Genomic DNA, 17,608 nt, shown 5'->3' with positions numbered 1-17,608 from the left:
TGACCAAATGATAAAAAGAACCCGGGTGCCGGCCAATAGAAGATTGCGCGGCCCGAAAAGTCCAGAGCGGACGCCAAGGTTTTACGCATCGCGCCGAAGCCTGCCGTAAGAATAGGCAGTTCGTCAGGGGATCCAGGAAAGGCAGGGGGCGAGGCGTGCGATAATTCGCAAGAACACCTCATGCAAAGCAGACCGCGAAGTCGTCTCCATTCTCGAAAGTCGTCGTTCCCTGGTTGCCCGGAACGCGCCGATTGCCGGTCTCACCGACCCGAAAGAAGAATGCTGCTGAGTGACTTCGAGATTTTTTCCGCATGAGTTCGCGTGCCGCGTGCCGGCGTTGCATCCGCCGATCCGACCTCAATTCCCTCAAGATAAAGGATATGCGGAGACGCGAACGAGATTTGAAACAGCACCTCTTCCCGAGGTTCCGTCATCTCGATGAAGAGATTGTCCACGAGCAGAGCCGCTTCGACCAATGCGCAGTCTACCCCGAAGGCTTCTCTCGCCCTCCAGTTTCGGACCAGGACCGTCTGGTCTTGAGGGAGAACAAGATCCGAAGTGGGCCCCGTTTCATCCAGGGCATATGGCTTGAACCTGATGAAATTTGTTCGAAGGGTGCGCCGGGAGATGTTGGTCACGCGTGCAATTCCTGCATCTCGCGTTATGACACGATCACCGATTTCGATGAACTCGGCCGGTATTGGGCCATCGGCACAAAGAACCCGCGTTCCGGCGGCATAGCCTCCCTTCTTTCTTATCCGATCCATCATTACCCCTATTCCAGATTGCCAGAAGGTTGCGGGCGGTGCAGAACTCCAACTGTCCAAAGAACTGGTAAAAACTGAAATTTCCTTCGGTAGATTGATGCTTTGGTGACCTGAACTCCGCTTGTCGAAGGATCTTGAACTTGGTTATTCCCAAAGATCGCCAATAGGTGGCCTGAAGATGGTATTGCACAATTCTAGGGTGCATCCAAGCATTAAGGGGATCAATGCTGGCTGTGGAAGCGGTCCGTTTCAGGAGTGGAGCCAATCATATCTGCCATACGAAACAACAAACTGAACACACTTTTTAATTGGTCTCAAATACGCCCATGAGAATTTATGGCGCTCATCCAACTGAAATTACTGAGAAACAGTCTGGCTAAGGTTGAATCTGATTCGTTCGCCAGAGGATGCAAACGAGTAGTCGGTGCCGCCTCTAACGATCGTTGGTGGCACCTGCATCGGGTAAGATCGTGCGGGGAAGACTGATACCATATTTGAATTCACCTGACTGCCCGACGCCATTGGGTCTCAGGTTTCAAGACCCGGTCACCAGACCGTTCTTGCATCGCTGACCTTCGACATTACTGCGGCACCGGTCAAACTGGGTTCCAGGCCGACTTTCGCCGGAACTCGTTCAAATGACCGCTATCTGCTGATCGCGGACATGCATTTGTGACCGCGTAAGCACAATACGGGACCAATTGATTGCCATCAGGTGACAGTCCCATAAGGTGGCGCTGAACCTCAACGACTCATCGGACTGACACATGCCCTTTGCCGCGGTAAGATACTTCTTTCTTCTCACATGCAGCCTTCTCGTCGCTGCCTGCGCAGGACCGATGTCCTCGGACATGCCCGGCGGGGCAACTTACCCCGAGTACAGCCAGATGCAGGAGGGGCACATCACCATCGACGCCATCGAGCCGCAATACCTGCGCGAACCGAACCGTCGCACCTCGGTGACATATACCGGCGACGAGGCGCCCGGCACCATTGTCGTCGACCCCTATGCCAAGTTCCTCTATTACGTCCAAGGCCCCGAAAGCGCCATTCGCTACCCCGTCGCCGTTGGCCGTGAAGGGCGCGGTTTCAGCGGCAGAGCCACGATCGGGCGCAAGGCCGAGTGGCCGGGCTGGACGCCAACGGCCAACATGATCCGGTCCGACCCCGAGGCCTACGCCCCATTCGCCAAGGGCATTCCGGGCGGCAAGGCAAGCCCGCTGGGTGCCCGCGCGCTTTACCTCTACCGGGGCGGCCGCGACACCTATTACCGCATCCACGGAACCAATGACCCGGCCACGATCGGCAACCAGGGCAGCGCCGGATGCATCCGTCTCTTCAACCAGGACGTCATCGACCTGCACGACCGCGTGTCGGTCGGCGCTCCGGTCGTGGTCCGCAGCTACGAGGAATCCGTCGCGGCGGAAGGCGTCGAGACGGCCAACCGGGGCGGCGAAATGGTCCCGAAACCTGTCGATCCGGAAAGCGTCTATGCCTATGTCGAAGAAGAGGCGCAGCGCAAGGCCGAGTACGAAGCCAGCCAATAAAGGCCGGGGCGTCCGCGCGAGTCCAGCAAGGATGAGCGGCTGACGGGCGCCCTGCCGCATCCCGAGGACGGGACGCGATCCCGCCGATCTCCGGTGCGCATGGCGTAAAGGTCGCGTCCTCGTCCCATCGCGTTCCGGCCATGCGCCGCACAACCACACGCCCTTTCTTTTTGTTCTGCGCTGGCATAGGCTTTGCTGCAGTGCACGCATTCCGGGGAGGACACACGTGGCCGAAGACGAAAAACCGCTGCTGATCAAACGGTACGCCAGTCGCCGTCTCTACAACACCGAGACGTCCGACTACGTCACTCTCGAGGATATTTCCGAGTTCATCCGCGACGGCCGCGAGGTGCAGATCATCGACCTGAAATCGGGCGATGACCTCACCCGGCAATACTTGCTTCAGATCATCGCGGAACACGAAAGCCGTGGCGAGAACGTGCTGCCGATCAACGTGCTCACCGATCTCGTGCGCAGCTATACGACCCACGCCACCTCGATGGTCCCCGATTTTTTGTCTGCCAGTTTCGAGATGCTTCAGCAGGGCCAGTCGCAGATGATGGAGAACATGGCCAAGGCGAACCCGCTCGCCAGCTCCTTCAACCAGATGCCCGGGATGGACAGCATTCGCGCTCAGCAAGAGGCGTTCCTCAAGGCCATGACCGGTGGCGGTATGCCCGGTATGACCGGCAAGGCTCCCGAAGAGGGCGAGCCGGCCAAGCGCGCTGAAAGCGACGAGGGCCTGGACGACATCAAGAAGCAGCTGGCCGATCTGCAGGACAAGCTGTCCAAGCTCAGCAAGTAAGGCCCGGCCATGGTCGACAGCCCCGGCCGCATCACCCTGTGGGGGATCGAGGTGTTCATGGCCGCGGCCGACGAACGCTCGATCTCGGCCGCCGCCAAGCGTTTGGGCGCCAGCCCGTCTGCAGTCAGCCAGCAATTGACCAACCTCGAAGGCGCGGTCGGCGCCACGCTCCTGCAACGAAACGCAAGGCCGATCCGCCTGACGCCCGCGGGCGAGATCCTCAAACGCCGCGCCCAGGTTATCCTCAACGAGGCCGCACAGGCCCGCGCGGAACTGGCCATGTCCGACATGTCGATGCTGACGCGCTTCCGCCTCGGCATGATCGAGGATTTCGAGGCCGACGTCACGCCGCAGCTTCTGACCCATGTCGCGGGCGAGCTCAAGACCAGCCAGTTCCTGCTGGAAACCGGCGCCAGCCATTATCTCTACGACCTCCTGGAAAGCCGCACGCTCGACATGATCGTTGCCGCCGAACTCAACGCCGGCGACGACTGGACCGAGGTTCACCCGCTCTTGCGCGAAGGCTTCGTGGTGGCCGCCCCAAGGGGCCGGGTCGATCCCGACGGGGACGTGTTGCGCCAACTCAAGCGCCTGCCGCTCATCCAGTACACCCAGCGGCATTACATGGGCCGGCTTCTCTCGGCGCATCTCACCCGGCAGAAACTCAGCCTGCCACACCGGTTCGAGCTCGACAGCTACCACGCCATCCTGGCGCTGGTGGGGCAGGGGACCGGCTGGACCATCCTGCCCCCCTTGGCGCTCATGCGCGCCCGCCGATTTGCCGAACAGATCGACGTGATGCCGCTTCCGTTCGAGCCGCTTTTCCGCACGATCAGCCTGACCGCGCGCAAGGATATTCTGCAGGAGCTGCCGGCGCAGTTGGCCGAAACCCTGCGCCCGATCCTGCGCGACACGATCCTGAACCCGGCCCTGGCCGAGTATCCGTTCCTGGGCGACCGGCTGGAGCTGCTTTAAGTTCCGTAAACGCGCTCGGGCTCCATCGGCGCCGCCGCCGCCTCCGCCGCCGCGATCAATGCCTCGGCCACGAAATCGAGGTCGTCCCGGCTCAGCCGGGCGGGCAGCCGCACGTCACAGGCCCGCATCAGCATCGCCCGCGTCTGCGGCAGGTCCGGCGTCGGTCCCGGCAGGAACTGCCAGTTCCAGAAGGCCCGCGCATTATCCGCCGACATGCCGAAGACCTGCACCTTCACACCACGCTCCGCGGCGGCGTCGGCAAAGGCCCGCACCTCCGCATCGCTCATGTCCAAAAGGTTGAACTGGATCGAATCCGGCGCCCGTTCCTCAGGGCCCAGCTTGTCCGGCACCCGCATCCAGGGCGAGCTGTTCAGACGCCCGGCCACGTAATCGTGATTGTCGCGCCCGTCGCGCACGCGCCGCGCCACTTCCGGCAGTTGCGGTCGAATGATGGCGGCGCTCAGGTTGCCCATGCGCAGGTTGTAAAGCGGCAGACGGTTCTGCCAGTCGGCAAAGGCGGCCGCCAGCATCGGGTCGTCCCCCGCCATATGCTTGGCCCAGTTATGCTCATACGCGCCCGACATGATCACCGCCCGCGCCACAAGGTCGGCATCGTCGGTCACCAGAATGCCGCCTTCGCCCGCGTTGACCAGCTTGTAGGACTGAAAGCTGAAGCACCCGACGCGCCCGATCGTGCCGATCTTGCGCCCGCCCCAGACGGTGCCCAGGCTGTGGGCGGCGTCCTCGATCACCGGGATGCCGCGCACGTCGCACAGCCCCATGACCCGGTCCATGTCCGATGTATGCCCGCGCATGTGGCTGACGATCACCGCGTCGATGCCGCTCTCCAGCTTCGCCTCGAAATCGGCCATGTCGATCCGGTAATTCTCGCCCACCTCGCACAGCACCGGCACGCAATCGGCATGCATGACCGACGACGGCACCGCGGCAAAGGTAAAGCCGGGGATCAGCACCCGCGCGTCCCGTGGCAGTCCCAACGCCTTCAGCGAAAGGAACAGAGCAGCCGAACAGGACGACACCGCCAGCGCATAGCGCGTGCCCATCAACTCCGCGAATTCCCGCTCCAACAGGCTCACCGGCGCGTCCCCGGGCGCGGTATAGCGGAACAGGTCACCCGACTGCAGCAACCGGTCGATCTCGGTCCGGGCCGCCTCGGGGATGGGTTCGGCATCATAGACGTTGGGGACAGGGGGCGTGCTGGGCTGGGTCATATTCGGATTTCCTGAAGCTCGTTTTTTGATTTTCCGAAAACCTTACACCAAGTCGCCCGCCTCCCAAAGCAAAGTTTTCGTGACGGCAGGGCTCCGCCACCTTTTCCTCTGGCCATAAATATCCCGGGGAGCGCGAGGCGCTGGCCCCTCGCATCGGTCATACCCTGAACGTCGCGCAACTGCCCTGCGTCAGATCCCCAGCCGATCCCGCGTCGCGTACCACGTCATTGCCAGCACCAAGAGCGGCGAACGGAACGCGTACCCCCCGGGGAACGTCTGTGCAGGCACCCGCGCCAGGGTATCGAATCCCTCGGCCTCGCCCCGCACCGCATCGGCCATCAGCTTGCCCGAGAACGTGGCCATGCCCACCCCGTGCCCGGAATATCCCGAGGCGGACAGGATATTCGGCGCCACCCGTGCCAGGTAGGGCATCCGCTTCATCGTGATCGCCAGCGTCCCGCCCCAGGCATAGTCGATCCCGACGTCGCCCAGATGCGGGAAGATCTGCGTCATCGGCTTGCGCACCAGCGCCGCGATATCGTCCGGGAAGCGATAGCCATAAGTCTCGCCGCCGCCAAACAGCAGCCGCTTGTCGTGGCTCAGGCGAAAGTAATTCACCACGAATTTGCTGTCGGCCACGGCCACATCCCGCGTCAGCACCTTGTCCGCGTCGTCCCCCAAGGGCTCCGTCGCCACCACGAAATTGTTGATCGGCATCACCTTGGCCGCAACCTTGCGATTGAGCCCGCCCAGATACCCGTTGCAGCCCAGGATCACGTGCTCCGCCGTCACGCGCCCCGCATCCGTGGCCACCACTGCCGGTGATCCCTCGTCGATCCGGTGCACCTCGGCCCGCTCGTATATCCGCACGCCCGCATCCCGCGCCGCCCGGGCCAGCCCAAGGGCAAAGGCCAGCGGATGCAGATGCGCCGCCGACATGTCCAGCGACCCGCCCACGTATTTCGGCGAGGGGCAGAGCGCCTGTGCTTCGTCCCGGTCCAGCGTCTCCAACTGGTCATAGCCAAACCGGCGAAACAGGAACTCGGCATAGTCATGCTCTTCGCGCACCTCCGCCCTGGAAAAGCACATATGCGCGATCCCCGGCTTCAGGTGACAGTCGATCCCGTGCTTGACCACCAGCGCCTTCACCAGCGCCTTCGACCCTTCCGCCAACTCCCACAGCTTGGCCGCATCGTCGCGCCCCACCATCTTTTCTAGCGTCTGCTGATCCTGCCGCTGACCTGACCCAAGCTGCCCGCCATTGCGCCCCGACGCGCCAAAGCCGACGCGATGCGCCTCCAGCAGCACCACGTCCAGCCCCGCTTCGGCCAGATGCAGCGCCGCCGACAGCCCGGTGAACCCACCTCCCACCACGCAGACATCTGCGGTCACCTCGCCCCTCAGCGGCGCGAAAGGCTCCAAGGCCTGCGTGGTCGCGGCATACCAGCTGTCGGGGTATGTCCCGGGCTTGTCGTTGGAATAAAGCAGGTTCATTGCGGCACGATCCTGTAATGGCTCAGCGAAAATGACGGCGCGTCAAGCGTGTCCACCCGGATGCCGTCGACCGTCGCGACATCCAACTCGATCTTGAAACAGTCGGGGCAGGGGCGACCCAGATGCGCCTCGGCCATCTCCGCCAGCCGGTCCGCCACGAAGGGCGGCTCGGGCGGCGCAAACGCGGGCATGTCGGCAAAGGCATCCTCGGCTTGCAACGCCTCGACCATGCGCTCGGCCAGATCGACCGTCAGCGTCGGCTCGATCACAATGATTCCGCCCAACCCGCGCAACGCGCCGTCGGCGTCGCGCAAATACCCGTCGATCCCTTCTCCCAGGACCGGCCAGCCCTGCAGCGACGGGTACTGCCGCCCGATCCGCATGGGATTCAACCGATAGGCATCGGTCTCGGGAAAGGCATGGGTGAATCCGGCGACGAACCGCGCCTCCAGCGCCGCTTCGTCAAACGGTTCCACCGGCTGGTGCCCGCTCTCGTCGGCCTCCAGCAGGATCGCGGGCAGGCTCAGCCGCACCCGCTTGGGAAACACGATCGTTCCCGGTGCGGGCAGGTTCGGCGGCTCGATCATCACCGCGTCCGCATCCTGCATCAGCTTGAACATCCGCGCCCGAGCCGTGTCGTGGTGGTCAAAGCTCTCGGTCACCAGTTCCACCGGCTCCGACGCCTCGACCAGCCCCGCCATGTCCCGCTCGTGTGGTGGATCGAAGGCCTCGTTCCCGGCACAAAAGGCCCGGTAACAGCGGTACGTCTCGACGGCCTGCTTGTCTTGCAGCACCGTCACGAAGGCACCGTCGGGCGGCATGCCCGGCGGGCTCAGGAACACGACCGACAGCAACGTCCGCTTCAGCTGCGCGCCCGGATTGTCGGTGTAATAGGCCTGCCCCTGCGCCGCCTTCAACGCGGCGGCATCCCGCACCACGCGCAGCCCGTCGCCGGTCACCTGATCGTGCAGCAACAGCGCATAGCCCCCTTCGTCCAGCGGCAGCCCCTCCAGAAAGGCATACCGCTTGACCCCGGAGGTGTCATCGGCAGCCGGCGCCGGGGCAGGGCCCTCGCGCAACGCCCACAGCCCCGCCACCAGCAGGGCCATCACGCCAAGGGCCAGTCCCGCCGCCTTAGACATTCATCAGCAGATGCTCGCGCTCCCACGGGGAAATCACCTGCAGGAACTCGGCATATTCCGTGCGCTTGACGATGGAATAGACCCGCGCGAACTCGGGGTGCAGGACCTCCTGCAACTCGGTCGCCTCGTCGAACAAATCCAGCGCCGCGCCCAGCCCGTCGGGGAAATCCGGCTCGCCCTCATAGGCGTCGCCGCGGTATTGCGGCTTGGCCCGCAGCTCGTTCTTGATCCCCAAAAGGCCACAGGCCAGGCTGACCGCGATCCCGAGATACGGGTTGCAATCCATCCCCGCGATCCGGTTCTCGACCCGCCGCGCCTCGGGCTTGGACAGCGGCACGCGGATGCCCGTGGTGCGGTTGTCGCGCCCCCATTCAAGGTTGATGGGCGCGGCGTTGTCCTTGACGTAGCGGCGGTATGAATTGACGTAGGGCGCCATCACCCCAATCGCCGCCGGCATGTATTCCTGCAAGCCGCCGATGAAGTGATAGAACATGTCGGTCTCACCGCCCTGCGGCCCGGAAAACGCGTTCTTGCCGGTCTCCATGTCGATGATCGAGTGGTGGATATGCATGGCGCTGCCCGGCTCGGCGGCGATGGGCTTCGCCATGAAGGTGGCAAAGCAATCGTGCCGCAGCGCCGCCTCGCGGATCAGCCGCTTGAAATAGAACACCTCGTCCGCCAGCTTTACCGGGTTGCCATGCCGCAGGTTGATTTCCAGCTGGCCCGCGCCGCCTTCCTGCGTGATCCCGTCGATCTCGAACCCCTGCGCCTCGGCAAAATCGTAGATGTCGTCGATGACGGGCCCGAACTCGTCCACCGCCGTCATGCTATAGGCCTGCCGCGCGGCCGCCGGACGGCCCGACCGGCCCACCATCGGCGCGATCTCCTGCCGGGGGTCCAGGTTGCGGGCGATCAGGAAGAACTCCATCTCCGGCGCGACCACGGGCTTCAGCCCCAGCTTCTCGTATTGCTGCACCACCCGCTTCAGCACGTTACGCGGGGCAAAGGGGATGGGTTTGCGGTCGCGGTCATAGGCGTCGTGGATCACCTGCAACGTCCAGTCCCCGGTCCACGGCGCGGCGGTGGCCGTGCTCATATCCGGGGTCAGGATCATGTCGCGCTCGATGAACCCTTCGGCGCCGGCCGCCTCGCCCCAGTCGCCGGTGATCGTCTGGTAGAAGATCGAGTCGGGCAGGTGGAAATAATCCTGCCGCGCGAACTTGGTCGCCGGCACCGCCTTGCCCCGCGCGATGCCGGGCAGGTCGGCGACAATGCACTCCACCTCGTCCAGCCGGCGGTTCTCCAGGTAGGCCTGCGCGGCCTCGGGCAGGCCGGTTGTCCAATCCTCGGCCATGTCAGGCCCCTTTCCTGAAATGCGCCGCCATGCGCGCGGCAAAGGCGGCGGCGTCCGTGGGCGTCTCGGCACTGGCGGTCGCTTGGGCCAGCTGGTCGTCGGGCACCACGCCCGCGCCGCGCTGGTCGATGATGGTCTGCAACACATGCGCGGTGAATTCCGGGTGGGGCTGGATCGTCAGGATTCTGTCGCCGATCATCAGCGCCGCGTTCTCGCAAAAATCCGAATGCCCGATCACCTCGGCGCCCTCGGGCACCTCGATCACCTGGTCCTGGTGCCAGGCATGCATCGCCACCGGCTTGCCCTCGATCTGGTACTCGGTGCGCCCCACCGACCAGCCGCCGGGAAATTTCACCACCTTGCCGCCCAGAGCCTGCGCGATGATCTGGTGGCCAAAGCACACCCCGATCAGCGGCTTGCCCGCGTCGCGGATATCCCGGATGAACGCCTCCAGCGGGGGGATCCACGGATGGTCCTCGTAAGCGCCGTGCTTGGAGCCGGTAATCAGCCAGCCATCGGCGTCATCGGGACTGTCGGGGTAAACCTCGTCCACCACGTCGTAGCGCTCGAAGGTAAAGCCGTCCCGCCCCAGCAGGTCGGCGAACATCGCGTCATAGTCCCCCGTGCTCTCGATCAGGTCGGGCAGGGCGTGGCCGGTCATCAGGATGCCGATTTTCATGGGTCACCAGAAATTTGATCAAATTAACGCTAGCCGAGCCAATCGGCCCGTTCAAGGCCGTTCTAGGCCATTTCCGGCGCCCACGCCACGGGGTCTCGGCGTTCGGCGTGTTAACGATTTCGGTTTTGGAAAAATACCGCCGCGATACCACCCGGATACCGACGTGGGTTTGCGGCGTTAACCTTTGAGTCGCTCAGACCGTCTCAAGGTAGACTTTCCAGTGCTCCGCCGGGTCCATCTCGGCGAAAAGCGCCAGTTCCTGCCGCTTGGTCATCACCAGGTTCTGGATCAGCATCGGGTCGAACACCCGTGCCAGAATGGGCGCGGTCTCAAACAGGTCAATCGCGCTCTCCCAGTCCTCGCAAAGCTGCAAGAGGTTGAGATCATAGGCATTTCCCGTTATCGGCTCGGGCGGCTCCAACGCGTCGTCGATGCCCGTCAGCGCGGCTCCCATCACGCCCGCAAAGGTCAAATAGGGGTTGGTATCGCCCCCGGCGACCCGGTGCTCGATCCGCCGCGCCTTGGGGCTGCCCCCCGGCACCCGAATGGCCGCCGTGCGGTTCTCATAGGCCCAGGCCACCCCCGTCGGCGCATGCGCCCCCGGCACCAACCTGTCATAGCTGTTGGCATGGGGTGCAAACAGCAATGTGCTCTCCCGCATCGCCGCGATGCACCCCGCAACCGCCTGTTTCAAAAGGAATGTTCCTTCGTCTCCGCCATTGTCGAAGACGTTCTTTCCGTCCTCGTCCCAGACCGAGAAATGCAGGTGCATCCCGTTGCCCGCATCGTCGGCAAAGGGCTTGGCCATGAAGGTCGCGGCGAACCCGTGGTTGCGCGCCAGGTTCCGAATGAGCCGCTTGAACAGCCACGTGTCGTCGGCCGCCCGCATCGCGTCCTGATGGTTCAGCGTGATCTCGAACTGGCCCACACCGCTTTCGCTGGTCATGGTCTGCGCGGGAATTCCCATGGCCGCGCAGGCGTCGTAAAGCTCTGACAGGAAAGGGTCGAACAGGTCCAGCTGCGCCATCGACAGGATCTCTTCCGACCCGATCTCACGGCCCGTTAGGGGGTTCTTAACCGGGCTGAGCGTATCGTCACTGTCATCGACCAGGGTGAATTCCAGCTCGGTCGCGGCCACCACGCGCCATCCCCGCTTGGCATAGCGCGCCAGTACGGCGTCCAGGGCATGGCGCGGGTCGCCTTCAAAGGGGCGGCCATCCTCGTGATACATGGCCATCGGCACCAGCGGCTGCTCGGTTTCCAGCCAGGGCAGGGGCAAGGCGCCGCGCCCGGTGGGCAGCAGGATGCCATCGGCATCGCCGGTCTCGAAGACCAGCGGGCTGTCCTCGATATCCGCCCCGAAGATGTCGAGGTTGAGCGCCGAGATGGGCATCCTGACCGCTCCCTTGTCCAGCTTGCCGGCATAGTCACCCGGCACGCGCTTGCCGCGCATGCGCCCGTTAAGGTCGCACGCCGCCACGCGAAAGGTCTGGTATGTCGAAAGGTCCATGAGGCGCTTCTTTATCCAAGAAGAAAGCCGGGGGCCAGATACATTCGACCGCCCGGCTTTTTTCTTGATAAAAAATACTTGATTACAGTGGGTTAACCCGAAACTGACGCCCGGTGGATGCTGTCGATTGACGTTGCGATCGTGTCGTTGAACGCCTCGTCCGACTGCTGCGCCGACAGCCCCTCGGTCAGCGCGCGCGAGAAACTCGCGATCATGCCGGTGTTCTTCGACAGCCGGTCATTGGCCTCCTCGCGCGAATATCCGCCCGACAGCGCGACGACCCGCAGCACGCGGGGGTGGTCCACCAGCGACTTGTAGTGATTGGCGGTCTCCGGCAGCGTCAGCTTGAGCATCACCTCGCGGCCCTCGGGCAGGGTGTCGAGGTGTTTGGCGATCTCGTCGCGCAGGATCGTCTCGGCCTCGGCCTTGTCACTGATCGAAATCGTGACTTCCGGCTCGACGATCGGCACGAGGCCGTGGTCAAGGATGATGTTACCTATCTCGAACTGCTGGTCGACGACCGCGGCAATCCCCGAGGACGATGCCGCGTTGATCACCGACCGCATCTTGGTGCCGAAGATACCTGCATCATTGGCCCGGCCCAGCAAGCTCTCCAGATCAGGGATCGGTTTCATCAGCTGCACGCCGTCAGCTTCGTCCGCCAACCCCTTGTCAACCTTCAGGAAAGGCACAACACCGCGCTCTTGCCACAGGTACTGCGCAGACGGCTTGCCACCCATCTCGCGGTCCATGGTCATCTCGAACAGGATCGCGCCCAGCACCTTGTCGCCGGTAAAGGCGGGGGCCTGTGCGATACGGGTCCGCATGTCGTGGACCAGATCGAACATCTCTTCGTCCGAGCCATAGGCATTTTCCTCGACCCCATAAAGGCGCAGCGCCTTGGGGGTCGATCCTCCCGACTGGTCCAGCGCCGCGATAAACCCTTGCCCTGCGCGCACCTGCTCCGTTTGTTCAGCCTTCGACATGCCATCCCTCTTGCCGGTAAATCAGAATTTCCCGTTTCATACGTGAGCGCCGCGTGCCGCGCAATGCTCGGTGGCGCCTACGCGGCGGGTCCGCGCGCAGGTAGTGCATCGGTCGCCTTGATACGATGCAGCAAGTGCAGGCCGCAGGCGCGTCAGTTCAAGCCGTCAGCAGGATAGCGGGACGATGATGAATCAGAACGCGCCGCAAGCTCAGTCCGCTTTGGAATACCGGTCGGCCAGGTCACGCTCGATCCAGTCTGTCAGCGCGCGGGTCTGGATTTCGGACCGCAAGTCCGCCCATGCCGCGCTCACTTCGGCGCCGCGATTCTCGAAGCGGTTCTCGATATCTTCGCGGAGGGGACGGGCGCCGATATCGCCTGCGGCCTCGGCAATCAGAGCGAAGTAATAGGCTTGCCGGTACGAACGCGGCGCACCAAGCCCGGTGAAATAGGCCAGCGCTTGCGCCCGCACCGCGCGGATCTCGTCGCCCGGGGGCAAGTCGGCGGCAGCGCCCTGCACCTGAAGATGCGCGTCCTGCGCCGCAATGACCTGCATCGTGGTCAGCCGCTCTTCCAGCCGGTCCAGCATGGCAATCGCTCCGGGCTGTCGGCCCGCGGATGCGGTGAGCGTATTCCGGTAGGCGGCCGCCGGGTCGGTTCCGGCCTGCGCCTGTGCCGTCAGCAGCGCGGCCTCGGCGGCCTCGGCTCCGCCGCCCTCTACAAGCGGCGACAGGATCTCGGGCACCAGCGCCTCGGCGCGTGGCACACCGCTGCCGGTCAAAAGCGCGCGCGCCACGGTCAGACGCTCGGTCGCACTGACATCGCCGCTATCCAGCCGTACCAGGATGCCGGCATCCAGCAGTTCGGATTGCGCCAGCGGCGCAGTGCGGGCGTCCGGCGCCAGCGCCTGCAACAGCTCTTCAGGTCTTTCGTAGACTTCAGGTTCCAACACGATGCCGCCTTCGGGCAGTTGCGCCTCGATCGTGATCTCGCCGGGCGCGCGCACGAAGCCGGCCACATGCTCCATCAGGTCGTCGATGAACCGCCGCTCGGTCGCGGTCAGGGCGCGGGTGCCGTTGTTGCTGAGCATGTTGGTCAGTTCCTCGGTACCAAGGCCCTGGATCACCTCGGGCTGGCGCAGGTTCTCGGGGATAAGCGATGACAGCCGCTCCCAGCCGCCTTGATCCTGCAGGCCCACGACAGCGCGGCGCACGCGGATTGCCGGATCGCCCGGAAGACCGAACTGGTCCAGCCGCGGCAGGATCGCGCCGGCCGCCTCCAGGTCGAGGATCGCCAGATCGTTCACCGCCGCCGAGCCGTTGACCCGGATCTCGCCGGTGCTGTGCACGTACTCGACCTCATAGGTCAGCCGATCCACCTCGATCGCGTTGTACCCGGCCGAACGCAGGCTGAGCCCCACATCGCGCGGCACGCAGGCGATCGCGGCATTGGCCCCGACCATCGTGCTTGAAATCGTCGCCACGCCGAACGCCGCCGCGGGCTGACCCAGATCGACGCTGACCCGCTGCACCGTGATCTCGCACTGGCGGGCGCGATCGTGCGGCAGTTGCGGGCGCAGCGTCACCCCGGTCAGGGCCACGGTGCCGCGCAGAATATCGGTCTGCAAATGCTCATACTCGACCTCCATCTGCGTGCGTAGCGCCGATATGGCGATGCTGGCCAGGCTTTCGGCGATACCGTCGACGGTGACAAGGTCAAGCAGGCTGGGCTTCGGGTCGCCTTCGGCACCGCCCGGCGTGGCTAGGCCAAGGCAAAGGACGGCGGCGATGGCAGGTGTGAAACGGCGCATGATGGGCTCCCCCGGTGAAATCGTGCTGGGTCAGGCTAGGCCCGCATCGAACGATACCACAGTCCGGGATTCCATACCTTTGAAAAACGGTCCCCGACCCCGGGGCCGCAGGGACGGTCTCAGCCGCCCAGGGCGGCCACACCCGGCAGCGTTTTACCTTCCATCCACTCCAAAAACGCGCCACCGGCGGTGGAGATATAGGTGAAATCCTCTGCCGCGCCCGCCTGGTTGAGGGCTGCCACGGTGTCACCGCCCCCTGCGACCGAGGTCAGTAGTCCGTCACGGCTGCGCTTAGCGGCATGAGCGGCGGCGGCGTTGGTGGCCGCATCGAATGGCTCGATCTCGAAGGCACCCAGCGGGCCGTTCCAGATGAGAGTCCGCGCGGTGTCGAGCGCGGCGGTGATCCGCGCGACGGCCTGCGGCCCGGCATCCAGGATCATGGCATCGTCGGGGCAGGCATGGGCCGGAACCGTCTGGTGCGCGGCGCCTGCGCGGAATTCCTCGGCCACCACGACATCGGCTGGCAGCAGAATCTCGCAGCCCGCGCCACCGGCCTTGACCATGATCTCACGCGCCGTGTCCGCCATCTCGTGTTCGCACAGAGATTTGCCCACGCTCAGGCCCTGCGCGGCCAGGAAAGTGTTGGCCATGCCGCCGCCGATCACCAGCTTGTCCACCTTCTCGACAAGGTTGCCCAGCAGGTCCAGCTTGGTCGAGACCTTGGCCCCGCCCACCACAGCCACAACGGGCCGTTCGGGGTTGCCAAGCGCCGCTTCGAGCGCCGACAGTTCGGCCTGCATCAGCCGACCCGCGCAGGCGGGCAGGTGGCGGGCCAGCGCCTCGGTCGAGGCATGGGCGCGGTGCGCGGCCGAGAAGGCATCATTGCAATAGACATCGCCAAGACCGGCAAGGCGCGCGGCGAAATCGGGGTCGTTGGTCTCTTCGCCGGGATGAAAGCGGATATTCTCCAGCAGCAGCACCTCGGCCGCCTTGGCCTCGGCGGTGGGTTCTTCGGCCCCGTCCAGCGTTTCGATGAACTGCACGGTATGCCCCGTCGCCTGTTGCAGGGCGGGCACCACCTGGCGCAGTGACATCGCGTCGACCACCTTGCCCCTGGGACGCCCGAAATGCGCCAGCAAGAGCGGCTTGCCGCCTGCTGCGAGGATGGTGTCGATGGTGGGCTTGATGCGTTCCAGCCGCGTGGCGTCGGTGACGCGCCCGTTCTCGACTGGCACGTTGATATCCACCCGTGTCAGTACGGTCTTGCCATCGAGGTCCATGTCATCGAGCGTCTTCCAGGCCATCTCGTGATCTCCATTGGGTGGCAGTCGCGCGCCTTTTGGCGCGACCTTGCAGGGGCGTCAAGCTCTGGCTTGGCAATCCCGGGCTGAGCGCCTAGGTATTGCCCAACCCAAGTTAACAAGGAGGCCCGCATGGCCGAGATCAAAGACCCCGAGAACACGATCCTGATGGAGCTGAAGGACGGCACCGTGACGATCGAACTCCTGCCCGACGTGGCCCCGGGCCATTGCGAGCGTATGAAGGAACTGGCGCGCTCGGGCCAGTATGACAACGTGGCCTTTCATCGGGTGATCGACGGCTTCATGGCCCAGACGGGCGATGTGGCCAACGGCAACATGGAAAAGGATTTCAACATCCGCAGCGCCGGCACGGGCGGCAGCGACCTGCCCAACCTCAAGGCAGAATTCTCGGGCGTTCCCCATGACCGCGGCACGCTGGGCGCGGCGCGCAGCCAGAACCCCGACAGCGCCAACAGCCAGTTCTTCATCAACTTCTCGGACAACCATTTCCTCAACCGGCAATACACGGTCTACGGCCGCGTCATCGAGGGTATGGAGCATGTCGACGCCATCACCCGCGGCGAGCCGCCCGCAAGCCCCGACCGGATGATCAGCGTGAAGGTAGCCGCCGATGCTTAAGCTTTTTGCTTTCTTCACCCTTCTGGCCACACCGGCGCTGGCCACCGGCCTTGAAATCGAGGTCGCGGGCGAGGCCAACGGCACGATCAAGGTCGACCTGCTGGAGGACGTCGCCCCCGGCCATGTCGAACAGATCACCGAACTGGCCCGGGAAGGCGCCTACGACAACGTCGTCTTCCACCGCGTGATCGACGGCTTCATGGCGCAGACCGGTGACGTGGAGTTCGGCAAGATGGGCGGCGACATGTCCATGGCCGGGCGCGGCGGTAGCGACCGCCCCGACCTGGCCGCCGAGTTCTCGGACATCACCTTTGACCGCGGTGTTGTCGGCATGGCTCGCAGCCAAAGCCCTGACAGCGCCAACAGCCAGTTCTTCATCATGTTCGCGCCGGGCCCGTTCCTGGACGGGGAATACACTGTCGTGGGCCGCGTGACCGAAGGGCTTGATGTGCTCGATGACATCAAGCGTGGCGAAGGCCCGAACGGGGCTGTCATCGGCGAGCCGGACCGCATGGTGTCCGTCACGGTGACGGAGTAAGACGCGTGACGACCACGGGGTACGAGCCACTGAATGTGCTCAAACCCGTGGCCGACCGCATTTGGATCATCGACGGTGCGCCGGTGACGGTGATGGGCTTTCCCTTTCCCACCCGCGCCACGGTGATCCAGCTAGAGAACGGCGACCTCTGGGTGCATTCTCCGACCCCGCTCACGAACGATCTGAAGGATGCCCTGGCGGTGCTGGGACCGGTGCGGCACCTCGTTGCGCCGAACCAGTTCCACTTTCTGCACATTTCCGAATGGGTGCATGCCTATCCCGACGCGGCTTTCTGGATGGCACCGGGTACGAAAGAACGTGCGGCAAAGCTCGGGCTCGACATGCCGGACGGGCAGGAATTGCAGCCCCGGGAGGCCGACGCGCCGTGGGCGGGCCAGATCGCCCAGCTTCTGGTGCGCGGCAGCCGGACGCACAAGGAACTCGCGTTCTTTCACAAGGCGTCAACCACGACCATCCTGACCGACCTGATCGAGGCTTTCGAGACCGACAAGCTGCCGGCGCGATGCCGGCCTTTCGTGTGGCTGAACGGGATCGGCGATCACGACGGCAAAACGCCGCCCCTGATCCGCTGGACCTTCCGCGACAAACAGGACTTTGCCGAAGATATCGAGACCATCGTCGGCTGGGGTGCGCGGCGCGTGATCATCGCCCACGGGCGCTGGTACGACCGCGACGGCACAGCAGAGTTGGAGCGGGCCTTTCGCAAGTTGCTGGCGCCGCGACAATGGGACCGCGCGATGCGGGACATGAAAGCCCGCGAAAGGGATGACGATCCGGCCTAGGCTAGGGCGGGCGCTGCGGCTTGGCGC

16 protein-coding genes are annotated in these 17,608 nt (G+C 64.3%); 6 read left to right on the top strand and 10 right to left on the bottom strand.

The genetic code is table 11. The features are described 5' to 3' along the window. Positions 1-260 precede the first annotated feature (260 nt). On the bottom strand, positions 261-770 hold the full coding sequence (locus tag PVV74_RS02610) for a Hint domain-containing protein (protein ID WP_274592122.1): 510 nt from the start codon (positions 768-770) through the stop codon (positions 261-263). An 836-nt stretch (positions 771-1,606) separates the two neighbouring features. Between PVV74_RS02610 and PVV74_RS02605 the strand changes: the two genes are divergently transcribed. From PVV74_RS02605 to PVV74_RS02595, 3 genes are all read left to right on the top strand, one after another. Then, positions 1,607-2,314: a L,D-transpeptidase gene (locus PVV74_RS02605; RefSeq protein ID WP_245890378.1), complete on the top strand. Its 708-nt coding sequence runs from the start codon at positions 1,607-1,609 to the stop codon at positions 2,312-2,314. A 226-nt stretch (positions 2,315-2,540) separates the two neighbouring features. After that, positions 2,541-3,119, top strand: a complete 579-nt coding sequence (gene phaR, locus PVV74_RS02600) for a polyhydroxyalkanoate synthesis repressor PhaR (RefSeq protein WP_103761625.1) — start codon at positions 2,541-2,543, stop codon at positions 3,117-3,119. A 9-nt stretch (positions 3,120-3,128) separates the two neighbouring features. Beyond that, entirely contained in the window at positions 3,129-4,094 is a 966-nt protein-coding gene (locus tag PVV74_RS02595; protein ID WP_103761624.1) for a LysR family transcriptional regulator, read from the top strand. On the opposite strand, the gene PVV74_RS02590 is transcribed toward PVV74_RS02595, so the two are convergent. From PVV74_RS02590 to PVV74_RS02550, 9 genes are all read right to left on the bottom strand, one after another. Beyond that, a complete protein-coding gene (locus tag PVV74_RS02590) occupies positions 4,091-5,326 on the bottom strand; it encodes a DegT/DnrJ/EryC1/StrS family aminotransferase (RefSeq protein ID WP_274592121.1) in 1,236 nt (411 codons plus the stop codon). The genes PVV74_RS02595 and PVV74_RS02590 overlap by 4 nt on opposite strands. 189 nt (positions 5,327-5,515) lie before the next feature. After that, a complete protein-coding gene (locus PVV74_RS02585) occupies positions 5,516-6,820 on the bottom strand; it encodes an NAD(P)/FAD-dependent oxidoreductase (RefSeq protein WP_274592120.1) in 1,305 nt (434 codons plus the stop codon). Then, complete coding sequence (locus tag PVV74_RS02580) at positions 6,817-7,962, bottom strand: hypothetical protein (protein WP_274592119.1); 1,146 nt, start codon at positions 7,960-7,962, stop codon at positions 6,817-6,819. Before PVV74_RS02580 ends, PVV74_RS02585 begins: the two co-directional genes overlap by 4 nt. After that, positions 7,955-9,316 carry a glutamine synthetase family protein gene (locus tag PVV74_RS02575; RefSeq protein ID WP_103761620.1) on the bottom strand — a complete coding sequence of 454 codons (1,362 nt, stop codon included), beginning with the start codon at positions 9,314-9,316 and terminating at the stop codon, positions 7,955-7,957. Before PVV74_RS02575 ends, PVV74_RS02580 begins: the two co-directional genes overlap by 8 nt. Before the next feature lies 1 nt (position 9,317). Next, on the bottom strand, positions 9,318-9,995 hold the full coding sequence (locus PVV74_RS02570) for a type 1 glutamine amidotransferase (protein ID WP_274592118.1): 678 nt from the start codon (positions 9,993-9,995) through the stop codon (positions 9,318-9,320). Between the two features lie 193 nt (positions 9,996-10,188). Continuing rightward, positions 10,189-11,505 carry a glutamine synthetase family protein gene (locus tag PVV74_RS02565; RefSeq protein WP_274592117.1) on the bottom strand — a complete coding sequence of 439 codons (1,317 nt, stop codon included), beginning with the start codon at positions 11,503-11,505 and terminating at the stop codon, positions 10,189-10,191. Between the two features lie 92 nt (positions 11,506-11,597). Further along, a complete protein-coding gene (locus PVV74_RS02560) occupies positions 11,598-12,491 on the bottom strand; it encodes a fructose bisphosphate aldolase (protein ID WP_274592116.1) in 894 nt (297 codons plus the stop codon). A gap of 210 nt (positions 12,492-12,701) precedes the next feature. Further along, the gene (locus PVV74_RS02555; RefSeq protein ID WP_274592115.1) at positions 12,702-14,300 is read right to left on the bottom strand and encodes a hypothetical protein; all 1,599 of its coding nucleotides are present in this window, start codon (positions 14,298-14,300) and stop codon (positions 12,702-12,704) included. Between the two features lie 119 nt (positions 14,301-14,419). Continuing rightward, positions 14,420-15,604, bottom strand: a complete 1,185-nt coding sequence (locus tag PVV74_RS02550) for a phosphoglycerate kinase (RefSeq protein ID WP_274592114.1) — start codon at positions 15,602-15,604, stop codon at positions 14,420-14,422. Positions 15,605-15,733: 129 nt separating this feature from the next. Here PVV74_RS02550 and PVV74_RS02545 point away from each other — a divergent pair, with 129 nt between their 5' ends. From PVV74_RS02545 to PVV74_RS02535, 3 genes are read left to right on the top strand one after another with little or no spacing between them, the layout of a single operon-like run. Then, positions 15,734-16,240, top strand: a complete 507-nt coding sequence (locus PVV74_RS02545; protein WP_152474407.1) for a peptidylprolyl isomerase — start codon at positions 15,734-15,736, stop codon at positions 16,238-16,240. Beyond that, positions 16,233-16,778, top strand: a complete 546-nt coding sequence (locus PVV74_RS02540) for a peptidylprolyl isomerase (RefSeq protein ID WP_274592113.1) — start codon at positions 16,233-16,235, stop codon at positions 16,776-16,778. The genes PVV74_RS02545 and PVV74_RS02540 overlap by 8 nt, the downstream gene beginning before the upstream one ends. Before the next feature lie 5 nt (positions 16,779-16,783). Next, entirely contained in the window at positions 16,784-17,581 is a 798-nt protein-coding gene (locus PVV74_RS02535) for a DUF4336 domain-containing protein (protein WP_103761612.1), read from the top strand. Positions 17,582-17,608: the final 27 nt, after the last annotated feature.

The sequence above is a fragment of the Roseovarius sp. SK2 genome (assembly GCF_028807495.1).
GTDB classification, from domain to species: domain Bacteria; phylum Pseudomonadota; class Alphaproteobacteria; order Rhodobacterales; family Rhodobacteraceae; genus Roseovarius; species Roseovarius confluentis.
Note: the sequence above shows the minus strand (reverse complement) of the source record. Positions and strands in the feature narration are given on the sequence as shown.

Coding starts and splice junctions, on each gene's coding strand:
- PVV74_RS02560 (WP_274592116.1), bottom strand. CDS start 12,491: ATGTCGAAGGCTGAACAAACGGAGCAGGTGCGCGCAGGGCAAGGGTTT.
- PVV74_RS02555 (WP_274592115.1), bottom strand. CDS start 14,300: ATGCGCCGTTTCACACCTGCCATCGCCGCCGTCCTTTGCCTTGGCCTA.
- PVV74_RS02550 (WP_274592114.1), bottom strand. CDS start 15,604: ATGGCCTGGAAGACGCTCGATGACATGGACCTCGATGGCAAGACCGTA.
- PVV74_RS02580 (WP_274592119.1), bottom strand. CDS start 7,962: ATGTCTAAGGCGGCGGGACTGGCCCTTGGCGTGATGGCCCTGCTGGTG.
- PVV74_RS02565 (WP_274592117.1), bottom strand. CDS start 11,505: ATGGACCTTTCGACATACCAGACCTTTCGCGTGGCGGCGTGCGACCTT.
- PVV74_RS02595 (WP_103761624.1), top strand. CDS start 3,129: ATGGTCGACAGCCCCGGCCGCATCACCCTGTGGGGGATCGAGGTGTTC.
- PVV74_RS02610 (WP_274592122.1), bottom strand. CDS start 770: ATGATGGATCGGATAAGAAAGAAGGGAGGCTATGCCGCCGGAACGCGG.
- PVV74_RS02540 (WP_274592113.1), top strand. CDS start 16,233: ATGCTTAAGCTTTTTGCTTTCTTCACCCTTCTGGCCACACCGGCGCTG.
- PVV74_RS02590 (WP_274592121.1), bottom strand. CDS start 5,326: ATGACCCAGCCCAGCACGCCCCCTGTCCCCAACGTCTATGATGCCGAA.
- PVV74_RS02585 (WP_274592120.1), bottom strand. CDS start 6,820: ATGAACCTGCTTTATTCCAACGACAAGCCCGGGACATACCCCGACAGC.
- PVV74_RS02605 (WP_245890378.1), top strand. CDS start 1,607: ATGTCCTCGGACATGCCCGGCGGGGCAACTTACCCCGAGTACAGCCAG.
- PVV74_RS02575 (WP_103761620.1), bottom strand. CDS start 9,316: ATGGCCGAGGATTGGACAACCGGCCTGCCCGAGGCCGCGCAGGCCTAC.
- PVV74_RS02545 (WP_152474407.1), top strand. CDS start 15,734: ATGGCCGAGATCAAAGACCCCGAGAACACGATCCTGATGGAGCTGAAG.
- PVV74_RS02570 (WP_274592118.1), bottom strand. CDS start 9,995: ATGAAAATCGGCATCCTGATGACCGGCCACGCCCTGCCCGACCTGATC.